The 15,069-nt window shown below is 52.6% G+C and carries 12 protein-coding genes; 10 read left to right on the forward strand and 2 right to left on the reverse strand.

Annotated features, from left to right (window positions below; all coding sequences use genetic code 11):
• Positions 1 to 208: 208 nt before the first annotated feature.
• From J4772_RS01410 to J4772_RS01440, 7 genes are all read left to right on the forward strand, one after another.
• On the forward strand, positions 209 to 733 hold the full coding sequence (locus J4772_RS01410) for a ribonuclease domain-containing protein (RefSeq protein WP_247740974.1): 525 nt from the start codon (positions 209 to 211) through the stop codon (positions 731 to 733).
• On the forward strand, positions 730 to 996 hold the full coding sequence (locus tag J4772_RS01415) for a barstar family protein (protein ID WP_209073854.1): 267 nt from the start codon (positions 730 to 732) through the stop codon (positions 994 to 996). The genes J4772_RS01410 and J4772_RS01415 overlap by 4 nt, the downstream gene beginning before the upstream one ends.
• Before the next feature lie 36 nt (positions 997 to 1,032).
• The gene (locus J4772_RS01420; RefSeq protein ID WP_209073855.1) at positions 1,033 to 2,118 is read left to right on the forward strand and encodes an ankyrin repeat domain-containing protein; all 1,086 of its coding nucleotides are present in this window, start codon (positions 1,033 to 1,035) and stop codon (positions 2,116 to 2,118) included.
• Positions 2,119 to 2,227: 109 nt separating this feature from the next.
• Positions 2,228 to 3,346: a serine hydrolase domain-containing protein gene (locus tag J4772_RS01425; protein WP_209073856.1), complete on the forward strand. Its 1,119-nt coding sequence runs from the start codon at positions 2,228 to 2,230 to the stop codon at positions 3,344 to 3,346.
• A gap of 289 nt (positions 3,347 to 3,635) precedes the next feature.
• Positions 3,636 to 4,478 (forward strand): ornithine carbamoyltransferase, encoded by an 843-nt coding sequence (locus tag J4772_RS01430; RefSeq protein WP_209073857.1) that lies wholly within the window; start codon positions 3,636 to 3,638, stop codon positions 4,476 to 4,478.
• A 244-nt stretch (positions 4,479 to 4,722) separates the two neighbouring features.
• Positions 4,723 to 5,469 (forward strand): class I SAM-dependent methyltransferase, encoded by a 747-nt coding sequence (locus tag J4772_RS01435; protein WP_209073858.1) that lies wholly within the window; start codon positions 4,723 to 4,725, stop codon positions 5,467 to 5,469.
• 143 nt (positions 5,470 to 5,612) lie between these two features.
• A complete protein-coding gene (locus J4772_RS01440) occupies positions 5,613 to 7,292 on the forward strand; it encodes a putative bifunctional diguanylate cyclase/phosphodiesterase (RefSeq protein ID WP_209073859.1) in 1,680 nt (559 codons plus the stop codon).
• A 572-nt stretch (positions 7,293 to 7,864) separates the two neighbouring features.
• On the opposite strand, the gene J4772_RS01445 is transcribed toward J4772_RS01440, so the two are convergent.
• Entirely contained in the window at positions 7,865 to 8,260 is a 396-nt protein-coding gene (locus tag J4772_RS01445; RefSeq protein WP_116062356.1) for a VOC family protein, read from the reverse strand.
• 577 nt (positions 8,261 to 8,837) lie between these two features.
• On the opposite strand from J4772_RS01445, the gene helD reads away from it, so the two are divergent.
• Complete coding sequence (gene helD, locus J4772_RS01450) at positions 8,838 to 11,282, forward strand: RNA polymerase recycling motor HelD (RefSeq protein ID WP_209073860.1); 2,445 nt, start codon at positions 8,838 to 8,840, stop codon at positions 11,280 to 11,282.
• A 57-nt stretch (positions 11,283 to 11,339) separates the two neighbouring features.
• Here the strand turns inward: helD and J4772_RS01455 are convergent, their stop codons facing one another.
• Entirely contained in the window at positions 11,340 to 11,912 is a 573-nt protein-coding gene (locus J4772_RS01455; RefSeq protein ID WP_209073861.1) for a Uma2 family endonuclease, read from the reverse strand.
• Between the two features lie 235 nt (positions 11,913 to 12,147).
• On the opposite strand from J4772_RS01455, the gene J4772_RS01460 reads away from it, so the two are divergent.
• Complete coding sequence (locus tag J4772_RS01460) at positions 12,148 to 13,836, forward strand: hypothetical protein (RefSeq protein ID WP_209073862.1); 1,689 nt, start codon at positions 12,148 to 12,150, stop codon at positions 13,834 to 13,836.
• A 490-nt stretch (positions 13,837 to 14,326) separates the two neighbouring features.
• Positions 14,327 to 15,004, forward strand: a complete 678-nt coding sequence (locus tag J4772_RS01465) for an MIP/aquaporin family protein (RefSeq protein WP_209073863.1) — start codon at positions 14,327 to 14,329, stop codon at positions 15,002 to 15,004.
• The last annotated feature ends 65 nt before the right edge of the window (positions 15,005 to 15,069 follow it).

Genomic DNA, 15,069 nt, shown 5'->3' on the forward strand with positions numbered 1-15,069 from the left:
ACTCCACAATATCAAAAAAAACGCTTACGTAATATGACAAGATTCGTAAAATTGAACCGATGGCCTCGACTAAGTCGGCTTAAGGCGATTGATCGCGGGACGATGCAGTTTTTGGTACACTAATTACGATAATAGAACATTCTATGAATGCGTATGAGGAATCTCTCAACTGAGCAGATGCGTTCGTCAACGGAAATGAGGATAACTAATGCTTACACTTTTACGACACATCGGCAACCGTACACGCTTATGGATAGCTGCGATGGTTGTCATTCTGGGCATGCTGCTGACGGGATGCGCAAGCCTTATCGAGGCTCCCTCTTCCACGGCCGAGTCGTCTCCTTCACCAATCGCCTCCGAGATTGGGGAGGAGCCATCTTCAGCCCCGCTGACCGGATTCAAGGAGGTGTCCGATTATATCCGTCTTCATCACGGACTTCCGGATAATTTCTTAACCAAGAAGGAGGCGGAGGCGCTCGGCTGGGTTCCCTCCAAAGGGAATTTACATAAGGTCGCCCCAGGCAAAAGCATTGGGGGAGACCGGTTCGGCAATCGGGAGGGGCTTCTGCCGAAGGCCAAGGGCCGGGTTTGGTATGAGGCGGATATCAACTACGAGCAAGGAACGCGCGGGGCGGACCGCATTTTGTATTCCAGTGACGGTTTGATTTATATGACTACGGATCATTATAAGTCGTTTACGGATATCACGAAGGAGGGGAGCGTGTCGGAATGATAGTATCGGTGGAGCTGAGACAATCGGAAGCGGATCGTTGCGAGGACGTTCATGAATGGCTGAAGGAAGAGCTCGGCTTGCCTGAATGGTATGGCCGCAACTTGGATGCGCTATGGGATTGCGTCACCGGTTATTTGCCGAAGCCGCTGCAGATCAGATGGTTCGTCGATTCCGAGCGCGAGGAACGCTACTCCGCGATCATAGAGCTTTTTCAGGATGCTGCGGACGAAGACGAGGAGATCGGCTTTGAGCTTGTGCGATAAGAGCAGTCGAATCATAGGGAGAGAGGGGAAAAGATCATGATCGTTTTGAAAGACATCGGAAAGTTCGAGGAACTACCCGAAATGGCGATGCACATTCATACAGGCAATATCCCGGCGCTACAGGAAGCGATTGCGGCCGGTTGGGATTTGGAGGCGGATATCCCGCTTAGCCGGCACGTATCGCTAAGCCCGCTGGATCTGGCGCTGATCTCCGAAAGACTGGACGCGGTAAAGCTGCTGGTCGAGCACGGCGCGAATCTGAACGTCCCTCATAATCCGGCCTTTTTGCGGGCCGTTCGCTACTGCAAGGAAAACATCGTTCGCTATGTCGCGGCGCAAGGCGCCAAGATGGATAAGCTGAATCGCGTCGGATCGGGCGCTTATTCGCAAGCTTATTATGGCAATAAAAAGAATATCCCGCTCATTCAGGAGCTTGGGCTTGAAATAAGACAGCATGGCGGTCCCGTTTTGCGGCAAGCCGTGTCCAATTATGATAGGAATACGATATCCTATCTACTGGATCACGGGGCGGACATTAACTATAATGAGCCGGACATGGTGTATCCTTACCGGGCCACGCCGCTGACTGTGGCTACGCGCATGGGACACGTCGCTATAGTCAAATACTTAATCGAGCGCGGAGCGGACGCGACCCTGGCGGAAAAAGACGGCGAGCGCCCCTACACGATTGCGGTCGGCAATAAAAACAAGGAGCTGGCCGATTATTTGAAAGCGCTGGAGCCCGCCGAATTTCACGATTTGGAGAACAAGAAGTACGAGCTCAGGAAGTATAAGCTGCCTGACGGACTTATCGCTTTCCTGACAGGGGACAAGCTGCGCATAGAACTGCCGACCAACGAGTATGCCATCGGATTTATCGACTTTTTTACTTTGACCGATACGATCGAGATGAAGGCGGGTCGTCAAAAGCTGCTGCGTCTGTCCGCGGACATCGACAACTACTCCCATCTGCAGCTGGTGTGGAATCCGAAGAAGAAGGGGCAGATCGGCTGCTATGATGTGGAGCATCAGACTTATGCGGATCTATGCAGCTTTGCCGAGTTTATCGCCCAGCCCGAGCTTTATCTCATCAAGGCTCTTGAGGGAGAGCTGCACGAGTAGGATATATTCGGATGGTTAGGGGGCAAATATATCCAGTCTACTTCCTAACGAAAATTCCTTGTGGTAGTTTATGGTTAATGCGGTCCGCTGCCATTAGGAGGATGAACGGATGAGTCGGGATGTGCGGAGAAAATTTATAATCGGCCTGCTTAGCCTGTTTATTTTTGTCACCGGTTGCGGCAAGACGGAGAACGCTATCCCCGCGGCTTCGTCAACTCCGACTCCGACATCAGTCTCGTCTGATCCCATTGCAGTCGACGGGCCTTTCGAATGGCCGGAAGCGAAGCCGGCCGAAGCGGGAATCGACGAGGCCAAGCTGCAGAAGATCGATGAAGCCGTCGCAACGAAGCATAAGAAGACGCTCAGCGTGCTAATCGTCAAGGACGGTCGTCTCGTGTACGAGCGCTATTATCAACATAAGGGCAAGGACGACCCGACCGGAGTGTTCTCGGTCGTCAAGAGCGTCACTTCGGCGCTTGTCGGCATTGCCATCGACAAAGGCTATATGAAAGGCGTGGACCAGAAGCTGTCGGAGCTGCTGCCCGATTTGTTCGCCAACGTGGACGATGAACGCAAAAAACAGATTACCGTCAAGCACGCGCTGACATTAACGGTCGGGCTGGAGTCGAATGACGAGAACATGTTCTCTAGCTTGGATCTGGGAGCCGACACGTTGGCTAAACCGATGGTGAACGAGCCTGGAGAAACGTTTATTTATAACACCGGAATGGTTCATCTGCTTTCTATCGCTTTGACCAAGGCATCCCATATGACGACCAAGCAATTCGCCAAGAAATACTTGTTCGAACCGCTGAATATTACCGAATTCGAGTGGAGCACGGACTTGCAGGGCTATTACAACGGAGGAACGTTGCTATCTCTACGGCCCCGCGACATGGCGAAGCTCGGTTATTTGTACTTGCAGAAAGGGAAATGGCAAGGGGATCAGATCGTGTCCGAGAGCTGGGTCGAGGAATCGTTCACTCGGTACGTCACTGCCGAGGAGACGTACGGCTACGGTTACCTGTTCTGGTTGTCCGAGTTCAAGGACAAGTCGGGCAATCCGGTATCGGTCTATGAGGCGAGCGGCTACGGCGGACAGCACATTCAGATCATTCCGCAGTGGGATACTGTAATCGTTGTTACCTCCGATCATGAGTCCAAAGACGATTCTATCTCCGATAAACTCATTCTCGATTACGTCATTCCGGCGATTCAACCCGAATAAATAAAATACATAATTTACAAATAAAACGTTTTAATTTACAATTATTAGTACGAGGAAAATTTCCTGAAAGTAACCTTCCAAGCTAATAGCTGGACCTACGCGGCCTATTTCTCGGCTTCATTCCAGTAGAATAGCGCAGTATCGTTAAGGCCAAGCGCAAGGCAGGCGATCGTTCCTGAAGAGTAGGGACGGTCGCCTTTTGTGCAAAACTTCGACCACTCGTCGGAACTGCGATGACAGATGTTAGGGCTGGTTCGTCGCTTTACGATTTTAAGGGGGGACAACAGGGATGCACTTATTAGACTTGGATCAGCTGTCGTCTACTGATATAGCGGGTATTTTCAGACTTGCCGAAGCACTACAGCGAAATCAAGAGGACAAGCGACTTGCGGGCAAAACGATTGTTCTTTTCTTTCCCGAGAAGAGCTTAAGAACCCGGATCACGTTCGAGAAAGGGATCAGAAGCTTGGGAGGAAAGTGTATTCTCTTTCCGCCCGAAGCTCTCGATCGAAAAGAGCGACTGTCGGACATCGCAAAATATATGGAGAACTGGGCGGACGGCATCGTGATCAGACATGCGAGCTTCGCCAAAATCACAGAGCTTGCCAAGCACTCGGCGATTCCGGTCATTAACGCGATGACATCCGAAAATCACCCCTGCGAGATTTTGGCGGATCTGTACTCGATCCGCGAGCGCAAGGAGAATTATCGGGAGCTGACGTATACGTTCGTTGGCCCGGCCGGAAACATCGGTAAATCGTGGGCGGCGATCGCCAAGGTTATGAATTTAAAATTTAACCACGTCAGCGCGCAAGGTCATCAGTTGGGGGAGCAATCGCCTAATTACTCTTTCTACACGGAATTGGAGGAGGCGCTGCCGAACAGCGACGTTGTGCTGACGGATTCATGGCCTGAGGGTTTCCGAACGGAAGAGCATCTTCGCGACTATCAAGTGACCTTGGAGCGAATGACCAAGGCGCGACCGGGCGCCTTGCTGAACCCTTGTCCGCCTTTTTACAGAGGCGAGGAAGTAAGCGCAGAGGCGTTGGCCTCGGATTATTTTGTCGGCTACGACTTCAAGAAGAACCTGGTTTGCGTTCAACAGGCGATTCTGCTTTACTGCGGCGTTTGAGCGACGATCCTCCAATTGACGCGATCTTTCCAATGAGGTGAAGCGAATGCTCAACCAAATCGTTCGAAGTCATTAGTTCTCGGGCTGGGTCAGCCGCGTGTCGGCCTGTCATTGCATGCGATAGTAGCCAAAGGACGCCATAAGTTGCGCGAATGGGACAGGTGTATTCTCTTGTGCTCTATGTTCGGCAGCTTCAGCCTTCTTTGGCTCTTTATTTATCCTTGGAGAGGAATGAGATTACTATATGGACGAAACGCAGTATAAAGCTTTTTATAATCGTGTCGGTGCGGAAAATGGTTGGGACTTCAGCCGCGTGAAATGCGTATCTGAGGGAGTAAAATGGAATTTCTATAACGAAGTGGCGAAGAGGTGCGGCAAGTCGGATCTTTTACTGGATATAGGCACGGGCGGCGGCGAACAGCTACTTTCGTTAAGCGATGCGGCCTCCCTGTTAGTGGGGATCGATAACGCGGACGGAATGGTCCGAACCGCGCAAGCTAATGCGGTGGCTGCGGGCAAAGCGAATGTGCGAATGCTGCGAATGGATGCGGATCGAATCGAGTTTCCGGATGGCTTTTTCGACGTCGTGTCTTGCCGGCATGCGGCTTTCTGCGCTGCGGAAGCGGCCAGAGTGCTGAAGCCGGGCGGCGTTTTCCTGACCCAACAGGTGAGCGAAGGGGATAAGAGCAATCTGGGAGAAGCCTTCGGGAGACGACAGACTGCAGCTAAAGACGGTACTTTGCGGGATCGGTATGTTAACGAACTTACGGAAGCCGGGTTTCGAGAGATTCATACCTTGGAATACGATGCTGCGGAATATTACGAAACGGCGGAAGACCTTGTGTTTCTGCTGAAGCACACGCCAATCGTCCCGAATTTCGGCCGGGTGGACGGAGATTTTGCCGCGCTGCACGGCTTTATCGCCAAGTATCGGACGAGTCGAGGAATCCGGACCAATGCCAAGCGATTTATGATTACGGCTCGGAAGTAGATTTTCGATTGTCGACAGGCAAAGGAATTTGTCGATTCCTTGTCGAATGATTCTATATCGAAGATGAATTCCATATTTTCGGACAAAGCCCCAAGACGGCAGCCTGTAAATGGCCGAGAAAATTCAGCTGGCAACGGAGGTGTATGATGGAGGAGCTGCAGCGGCTTCAGGAGTTGGCTTCTCGCTATGCGCGGTTAACGGATCTTTCGTTCGATCCCGTAATTATCTACACGCAGGATGCCCGAATCCGCTTCGTTAATAACCGAGGGCTTAATATGCTTAAGGGGACCAGAGATCAGGCGATCGGAAAATCGATTTTCGGGTTCGTGTTGCCGGAATACTGGGACGCCCTGAAGCAACGTATCGAGTATATGATCAAGGAAGGGAACCAAACCTCGCCTACTGAAATTCGAATTCGTAATTCAGAGAACGAGATTCTCGATGTTGAAGTAACCGGCGTTGCCATTCCGTATGAAGGCGAACAGGCCATCCTGGCGCTCATTCGCGACGTTACCGCGCGGAAGAAGTATGAGCGCGATATTGAGCATTGGGCCTATCACGACGAGCTGACCGGCTTGCCGAATCGGCGCTGGTTCGATCATCATGCGCTCCGTCTGATGCAGCAATGCGAAGAGGACGGGTATTCCGTCGGTTTGATGTTTATCGACTTCGACGATTTCAAGCATGTCAACGATTCCTTCGGGCATCAGCTCGGAGACTTGATGCTGCAGGAAATAGCGAAGCGGTTGGATGAGTATACGAGTGAACGCCGTATCGTCATTCGCATGAGCGGCGACGAGTTTATGTTTATTCTGCTCGATGTGGAAAATCAGGACGAATTGATCCGCTGGAGCGAGCGCATCTTGTCGAAGTTCAGGGTGCCGTTCCTGTTGATGGATACGCCGATCCATTCCACCTGCAGCATTGGAATGGCCTATTTCACGGAACGCGGGACAACGGCACAGAAGCTGCTCAAGTCGGCCGATATCGCTTTGCACCATGCGAAGCTCCAACGCAATTGCGCGGTCATGTTCAAGCCGCAGATGGAGCAATTGTCGGTCAATCGGCTTACGATTATCGACGAGCTGCATAAGGCGCTGGAGCACGGCTGGTTCGAGCTGCATTATCAACCGCAGATCGATCTTCGCACCGGGGCTATTCGCGGAACGGAAGCGCTCATTCGCATGAACCACCCGGCTAAAGGCATGCTGTCGCCGGCCTATTTTATCCCGACCGCAGAAACCAGCAGCTTGATGATTCCGATCGGCGAGTGGATTTTGCAGGAGGCTTGCCGCCAGAACATGGACTGGCAGAAGCAAGGGCTGCGGTCAATGACCGTATCGGTCAATGTCGCGATATGCCAGTTCCAGGAAGAAGCGTTTACGGACAAGGTGATTCGCGCTTTGGAGCTGTCCGGCATGCCGGCCGAATTGCTGGAGCTGGAAATTACCGAGAGCTGCGCAGCGGACTCGGCCCGTTTGGAGCAGGTTTTGCAGAAGCTGAAACCGCTTGGCGTGCAGGTCAGCATCGACGATTTCGGTACCGGTTACAGCTCGCTTAGCCAACTGAGCCAGGTCAGCATCGACAAGCTGAAAATCGACCGCTCGTTTATTCTGCAGATGATGGAGCACAAGAAAAGCGAAAACCTCGTCAAAGCGATGATTACGATGGCTCACAATCTGCAAATTCAAGTGGTTGCCGAAGGCATGGAGGCCGTCGAACAAGTGGAGATGCTGCGCTTGTGGGGATGCGATACGGCACAGGGGTTCTACTTCTCCAGGCCGATTCCGGCTGATAAGCTGCTTGCTGCATATCGGGAGTGAAATAAGCGATGTGACGGTGTCGCAGAGGTCGACTTGCGGGGCTGCGCTTTCTCGCTATGAAGCGCTAAAATCCTGTTGAGGATTCGGCGGGCCTATTCGCACACATGAGTTTACGCCCTACGCAGATACCTCTGCGAGGGAAGTTAGTCGGAGGGTCATACACCCAGTTCGAATCGGGGTTAAGCCGCGGACTTTTGTTCGGAAAATCGTACAAAGTAGCTCGAATCAGGGTTGAACGGCGCACATTTGTTCGAAAAATCGTACAAAGTGGGTCGAATCAGACTTAAGCCGCCAACGTTTGTCCGGAAAATCGTACAAATAGACAAAATTCCATGGGTTGTATCGTGTGGCACTAAAGCGACTCAATAGATTATGCGGATAACTATAGGTAATTATCCGGAAGTATTGCCCGCAGACTGCCTTATACGCTCCTGAAATCACATTGCAACGGGTTTCCCCATTCAAGTTTCAGGAGCGTATAGAGTACATCCCCTTGTGCTTTTATCATCGATATCTTTCAGAGAAAATTGAAGGTTGCTTATAGGACACCGTTTGTTGAGAGCGAAGACCGGTTACTTAGCCGACTTGTCCGGCTGGTGAATGCCGAAAACGTTGCCTTCCGGATCAAGGTAATACCCCTGCCACGCCATGCCGGGCAGCGCATACTTCGGCAAGGCGATCTGGCCTCCTAGGCTAACGATTTTCGCTTCAGTCTCATCGTAATTTCCTACGCCCATCGTACATGCGTAACCGCTCAATGGCTGACCAGGTTCGGGGGCTGGGCCTCGACGCTGAACCAAGGCTCCGTTGACTCCCAGTTCATCCGCAGGCCCTGTCGTGGCGCCGAAGTAGGGCATACCGGCGTACTCGCTCCAATCCTCGAACGTCCATCCAAATACCTCGCCATAAAACTGCTTGGCACGCTCCATGTCATTTACATGAATTTCGAAATGCACTAATCTGCTCACACAATCCCTCCTGCAATTTGACCTCGCTAAGTAATTCTTGATCGGGTTGTCCAATCCTACGTATTTACATAAAAAACTTCTCTTAAGTATGTCCAAAGCGAGCGGTTGGCAATAAGGGAATGGATAAGGCAGGGGCTCGGGGTACTGCTCGCGGTTTCTCCGGTATAAGTTCAATAAAAAACGCGGCGGACCAATTGACGTATATCTACATGCTCCCGTAACGGCCTGCTGGACCTCAAGAGGAGGTCGAGTACTCGGATTTGCGCGTGTAAGAGGCTAGTTGAGTTCCAAAGACAATCAGTTCGAGAGGTGTTGCGGGATTGCTTCGAGTTTGTGTACGCGTATGGATCATCTATAGAAAAAAGCAACCGACAACTGTCGGTTGCTTCCCTATATATAAAAACAATTTACATGCATTCGCTCGTGTGGTATGCTTAGAAAATCCATGCGCCTGTTTCCGCTTGATCAACATAGCTATTGCATTTTATCTACACTATTATCTTATCATGCCGGCTAGCTGTTTGTCAAATGTGTTTTTTACACTGCCCAAGACCGCAAAAGGAGCGTGTTCGAAACGATGATCAATGCGAACGATTGGAAGCAAGAGCAGGAATGGCTTGAGCGGGTCACGGAGCAACTGAAGCTGAGAATCGCCGATATGGAACCTGAGGTGACCGGGTTACGCAATCAGGTGACGGACATCCGCAGACGGTTCTGGGAAGAAGTGACGGTCAACACAAGCACGCATGAGGACTTCGAAGAAACCTTCTATAGCATCAGGCAGCAAGAGGCGCTGTTGTCCGAGCGCGAGCGTAGCCATCGCCTGCGTTTGCGGCAGTGGAACAATATGAAGCGACTATTGCCTTCTCCCTTCTTCGGTCGTATTGATTTTGAAGAGGATGGCACGGGTTTCAACGAATCAATCTATATCGGTGTGTCGTCCTTCGCCGATGAGGACGGGATGAGCTTCCTGGTCTACGATTGGAGAACGCCGATTGCCAGCTTATACTACGACTATTCTCCAGGAAGGGTCGCGTATGCCACGCCTGGCGGTCTCCTCACAGGAGAAATGCGGTTAAAGCGTCAATACCAGATTCGCGACGGACAGCTTCGCAATGTTTTCGATACCAGCATAACGATTGGAGACGAGCTGCTTCAGCAGGCGCTCGGCCAAGGCGCAGATACGCAAATGAAGAGCATTGTGGCGACGATCCAGAAGGAGCAGAACGCGATAATAAGGGACGATAAAAGCCGGATGCTCATCGTACAAGGCGCAGCCGGCAGTGGCAAAACATCCGCTGCGATGCAGCGTGCAGCCTACTTGCTGTATCGACACCGCAACCGACTTGCGGCGGATCAGATCGTGTTGTTTTCGCCTAATCCGATGTTCAACAGTTATGTGTCTACGGTTCTCCCCGAGCTTGGCGAGGAGAATATTCAGCAGACGACGTTCCAAGAATACCTTGCTTACTGGCTTGAGCCCGACATGCGCCCGGAAAGTCCGTTTGACCAACTTGAAGACGTGCTCACAGCGGCGCCGACAACGGAAAACGAAGCGCGTATGCAAGGGATCCGCTACAAGGCGTCGGAGGCGTATCTGCTGGCGCTCCAAGGCTACGCGGCATGGCTATGCCGGGAGGGCATGAGGTTTTGCGATATTCGCTTCAGAGATCGGGTGCTGATTACGGCGCAGCGGATGGAAACGCAGTTTTTCAGCTACGACAGTTCGGTTCGACTGGACAATCGCGTTGCGCTGCTGAAGGATTGGCTGCTGAAGGAGCTTAAAGCTCTGGAGAGCGAGGAGTGCGCGGCGACCTGGGTTCAAGACGAGCTTGATTATCTCGACAACGATCAATACGACGAAGCCTACAGAACTCTGCTCAAAAAGGTTCAGCGGGAAGAAGTGGTATTCGATTTTACACGAGAGTACGTTGAGGAGTATGGAGAGCTTCGCGGCCGGGAACAAGGCGAGGAAAATGTATTCGATTTCGCCGGACAGGAGGAGGAACTGCTTCGCCGCATGATCGTGAAAGAGAGCTTCCGTCCGCTGCGGCAGGAGGTGAAGCGATTCAAGTTCGTGGACTTGATTGGGCTGTACGGCCAACTGTTTGGCGAGAAGGCGGATTATCGCCGGATGACCGGCGGAACGGAGGTACCCGAGCATTGGACGGAAATCGGCAGGCAGACGCGGGCAAAGCTGGAGCGGCTTGAGCTGCTGTACGAGGATGCGACTCCTTTCCTGTACATGAGGGAGCTTGTGGAAGGCGTGAGGAGAAATACCGATGTGCGGCATGTTTTTGTAGATGAAGGACAGGATTATTCGCCGTTCCAATATGCTTTTCTGAAACGATTGTTTCCGCGCGCTCGCATGACGGTACTGGGCGATTTCGGCCAGGCGATCTTTGTGCAGGCGACCAGTTTGCATGAGGAAGACTCGCCGCTTGTTCGTCTGTACGGCCATGAAGAAACGAATCTGATTCGGCTTGTTCGGAGCTATCGCTCCACTCAGGAAATTGTGGCGTTTACGAAGGGGATGCTGCCCGGCGGGGAGGAGATCGTCCCGTTCGAGAGGTACGGAGGCAAGCCGCGCCTGTTGAAGTTGGGCGACGGGAAGGAGCGGGATGAGCGAATCTTTGCGGATCTTGCCGTGCTGCAGGCCGAGGGTTTCGATTCGATTGCGGTGATTACGAAAACGGCGGCCGAGGCCCGTGAAGCGTACGATGCTTTGACGGAACAAGGAGGAGAAGCGCTGCGGCTCGTCACGAAAGAGACGCTGACGTTCGAGAAAGGGATTGCGGTTATTCCCGCATATCTGGCAAAAGGCGTCGAGTTCGATGCTGTGCTCATCTACGATGCTTCCGCCCAGGTTTACGGCCGAGAGAGCGAGCGCAAGCTGTTCTATACCGCCTGCACCCGCGCCATGCACCAACTTAGATTGTATTCGCTTGGAGAGGTGACGCCGTATTTGCGAGATCTTGATTCGGAGTTGTATGAGATGGAAAACCGGACGGGTTCTTTGTGAATTGAAGGTGGATCAAGTAAGCCCGGTATTCAGGTCCAACTTACGTAATTGCCTCCGTTAGGCCCATATTTCGTTCGCATGAATGACGAAGTCCGGGAAGATCGAAACGGGAATCACGTCGTCCACGCTATAGGATTCGAGCAACTCATACTTGCCGCTTGCCGATAGCGTATATATCGTAACGATCATTTCCGAAGGGTACACAATCCAGTATTCTTTTATCCCGGAGGATTCGTAAAGCGACTTTTTCGTCGAGATGTCCAGCTTGAGGCTGCCTGGCGAAATAATTTCGACAACAAGATCCGGCGCACCCTTGCAGCCTCGATCGTCTAGCTTGGATACATCGCACACAACCGTAATATCCGGCTGTACGACCGTATCGGTATCTTCATCCGCCACGCCGGGCTTCGGTAGACGAACGTCAAAGGGAGCGGGGTAAACTTCGCAAGTTTTACCGCGAAGATGGGCTTCAAACCGGGAACTTAACGCCATAAGTATTTTTTGATGCATCCGAGAAGGTGCAGGGGTCATATTGTAGACGTTCCCATCGATCAACTCAATCCGCGCGCCTTCCGGCCACCGCAAATATTGCCGATAAGTCAGCTTGGATTGTTCTAACGGCATCTTCATCGTCTTTCCTCCATTCGGAGAATACTCTTATTTCCATTATAGCATAGATCGTGAGACGCCAACCGTACCCGGATGGATCGGTAGAGGAGATCTAATCGCCGACTAAAGAACCGTTGCAGAAACAAGGGAATGGAGCTTTAACCTGGTGACCGGGCTGCTGAGTCGCAACGTTCCGGGCGCTTCCCTCGTCTAAGTTAGCGAAGAAGCATCGGTTACTTACAGGGGGCTAGGTGGCATGGCGCGGAGAGGGATTTTGCTGCTTTTGATGGTTGTGGCGACCTTGTCGGCGTGCAGTCCGATCAAGCCGCAGAAGGCGAACAACGATCGAGTGCCGATTCCGTTGCCGGAAGACGTCGTATCGATGGCTGTGCTGAATCGCGATGGCGGCATGCTGCGAGAGCATAGGGAGGGTGTTGTTCTTCAGCGCTTGCTGCAGGGAATCAAAAACGCGCGTCCTTCCTATATCGGCGATCCGGAGGAGTCGGGCGAAGGCTACGAGTTGGTGGTTCGCGGGGTTAAGCAGAATCGGACATTTGCCATTCAGGATATGGGGAAGACGAACGGTTGGGGGGTCAGCGTCAAGCTGTATGCTTCGCTCCCTGGCGAAGAGAGCGGGAGAGCTTGGGGACTGAGCATGGAATGGATGCAACTGCTGCTCGATCCGTCCGCGAAGAAGGCGGAGCCAGAGCTCAACGTTACCGTCGATGAAGACAGCGACAGGGTTATCCTGAGTGCTAATCGCGATATCGATCTGCAGTCTGTCCGGGATGCAGTACAAGCCTCGCTGCTGCTGCGTTCGGATGCCGCGAGCTTTGCGAAGCCGGATTACAAGATGCCGGATTTGCGCCGAATCGTCGTTCTGTTCCCGGATTTGCCGGAAGGAGCCGAAATTCAACTGCTGCTGAACGAGGTTAAAAGCATGGACGGAGAGCGATTCTCCGTTCATTCTTCGCAAGACGACGGCCAAGTGACGATTCGGCAAGGCCGGGCATGGAGCGGGCTGCGCTGGGTCGATACCGCCGGACGAACCGTGCATGAGCACGGCTTCGATGCGGCTGCGCTGATCCAGACTCAGCCGTATTCCGAAGCCCTCGACCGGGAAATTTTGATTTATAATCGAAACGGCATCGTGTATCGGTTTTTCCCGGAAAGCAGGGAAATTGGAGATGTTACCGTGCAGGAATGGAGCAACCTCAACGAGGGGAGCTACAGCGACGAAGGGGTCGGCGCGATCTATTCGTTTGCGGAGCCAGAGGAAGTGGAGTTCTATGTCGCCAAAGGGTTAAAAACGGTCTTTCGCGTAAATCCGTCCGATGGAACAAAGCAGTCGATTTACGAGTCGAAAAGTCCCATTTACGGCATGGCCGCATCCCCTGACGGGAAGCATATCGCTGTCTTGGCGGACTCGGATTCCGACCTCGGCCCCTCTGCCGATCTTACGATCGTGGATGCGCAGGACAAGGTGGAGTCGACATTCCCCAAAGCGGCGTATATCGGGCACAGTAATGGCTGGCACTTGATTTATCCCATAGAATGGACCGATCAAGATACGGTGGCGGTTCCTCTATTCGGAACCTCGGATTTCCCTTCCGCCAGAGGCAAAGCGCTGTATCATTATCGCCAAGGGCTGCAGTCCAAGGAGGAGGCGCCGGTTCTGCCGGAGGAAGCGTTGGCTTTACTGAAATCGGAGTTAGGCGAGGAGGCTTCCACGCAGCTCTTGCGTACGCTTCCCGATCCGCACGACGAGCATGCTCGATTTTACGCCGTTTGGCTGGCAGGGATGGGGAGCTATCTGATCGATCTCGATAGCGACAAGCTTACGCGGCTTGGCACCGGCGAGCCGATCATGTGGACGTCGGACCGAGAAATCGTCGTATGGCACTCAACGGAAGGGAAATCCGTGAGCGTTGCGAGTTTGGAGTAGGCTAGACAAATGAATAAACGACCCTTGCATAAGGAATGGTTTTGCCGGCTGTAGGCAGCGGACAAAACCATTTCCTTTTCTCTATTGGGCGCAACGCTCGGGGGATATCTCATTTCAGGGGGAAGGGCGGAACTATTTTAGGCGGAAATCCCGCGCTAATTTTGTCGAATGGGTCGATGCGGCCGATATAGAGAGGAAAAACCGATTTAATTTTTCCAATAGTGGGCAATCGCGGAAAATAAGGCGGAACATCCGCTTTAAATCTCTCAAAAAGGATACTGCAGCGATTTTAAAGCGGAGATTCTGCTTAAAATCTACATGGCAGACATGCGTACACCCCCCACAAACAAATCGAACAGGCAACAACAGCGGTTTATACTTTGTGCCAGAAACATTCATCCCGGTTCCGTTCAGAAATGATTCAAATTCGGAAGCTATACTGAATAGGTATTATTTTGAAGGAATTTACAAGGGATAATGGAGGATGAGTATGGGTTTATCTGCGAAAAAAGGATTGGCGGAGTTTATCGGCACCTTTGTGCTCGTGTTGTTTGGCTGCGGCAGTGCCGCGACGGCCGGAGGGAATCTGGGCAATCTAGGGATCGCTCTGGCGTTCGGATTGTCGATTGTGGCGATGGCGTATGTCATCGGTCCGATTTCGGGCTGTCACATTAACCCGGCAGTATCCTTCGCTATGCTGATCAGGCGCAAGCTGTCCGGCACAGATTTCATTCTGTACGTGGTCTGTCAGATTGCCGGAGGATTGGCCGGCGCGGCGGTGCTGTACGCGATCATCGATTCGACGGGCTCAGCCGTTGTCAATTTAGGCGCGAACGGCTTCGGAGAAGGCTACGGCATGGGGATCTCGCTTGCGATGGCGATCATCGTGGAAATCATTCTGACTTTTGTCTTCGTGTTCACGATCTTCGGCGTCACCTCGGAGGAGAGCAACGGCAAAGTAGCGGGACTGGTGATCGGTCTTACGCTGGCGTTCGTGCACATTTTGGGCATCGCGTTGACCGGAACATCGGTTAACCCCGCTCGCAGTTTGGCTCCGGCCGTCCTATTGGGCGGCACTGCCTTGGAGCAGGTCTGGGTGTTCTTAGTAGCCCCGCTAGTCGGCGGCGCATTGGCGGCGATCGTCCACAAAGTATTGCGTCATAAGTAGGTCCGCACCCGCGCAACGACACAGCCGGGAGCCCTGCAGAGAAAATCTGCTGCGGCTCGCGGCTG

The organism is Cohnella sp. LGH, assembly GCF_017671885.1.
Taxonomy (GTDB): Bacteria; Bacillota; Bacilli; order Paenibacillales; family Paenibacillaceae; genus Cohnella; species Cohnella phaseoli.

What these genes read in the sequence shown, in the direction of transcription:
- J4772_RS01410 (WP_247740974.1), top strand. Translation starts at nt 209, where the DNA reads ATGCTTACACTTTTACGACACATCGGCAACCGTACACGCTTATGGATA.
- J4772_RS01430 (WP_209073857.1), top strand. Translation starts at nt 3,636, where the DNA reads ATGCACTTATTAGACTTGGATCAGCTGTCGTCTACTGATATAGCGGGT.
- J4772_RS01425 (WP_209073856.1), top strand. Translation starts at nt 2,228, where the DNA reads ATGAGTCGGGATGTGCGGAGAAAATTTATAATCGGCCTGCTTAGCCTG.
- J4772_RS01465 (WP_209073863.1), top strand. Translation starts at nt 14,327, where the DNA reads ATGGGTTTATCTGCGAAAAAAGGATTGGCGGAGTTTATCGGCACCTTT.
- J4772_RS01415 (WP_209073854.1), top strand. Translation starts at nt 730, where the DNA reads ATGATAGTATCGGTGGAGCTGAGACAATCGGAAGCGGATCGTTGCGAG.
- J4772_RS01435 (WP_209073858.1), top strand. Translation starts at nt 4,723, where the DNA reads ATGGACGAAACGCAGTATAAAGCTTTTTATAATCGTGTCGGTGCGGAA.
- J4772_RS01455 (WP_209073861.1), bottom strand. Translation starts at nt 11,912, where the DNA reads ATGAAGATGCCGTTAGAACAATCCAAGCTGACTTATCGGCAATATTTG.
- helD (WP_209073860.1), top strand. Translation starts at nt 8,838, where the DNA reads ATGATCAATGCGAACGATTGGAAGCAAGAGCAGGAATGGCTTGAGCGG.
- J4772_RS01440 (WP_209073859.1), top strand. Translation starts at nt 5,613, where the DNA reads ATGATGGAGGAGCTGCAGCGGCTTCAGGAGTTGGCTTCTCGCTATGCG.
- J4772_RS01420 (WP_209073855.1), top strand. Translation starts at nt 1,033, where the DNA reads ATGATCGTTTTGAAAGACATCGGAAAGTTCGAGGAACTACCCGAAATG.
- J4772_RS01460 (WP_209073862.1), top strand. Translation starts at nt 12,148, where the DNA reads ATGGCGCGGAGAGGGATTTTGCTGCTTTTGATGGTTGTGGCGACCTTG.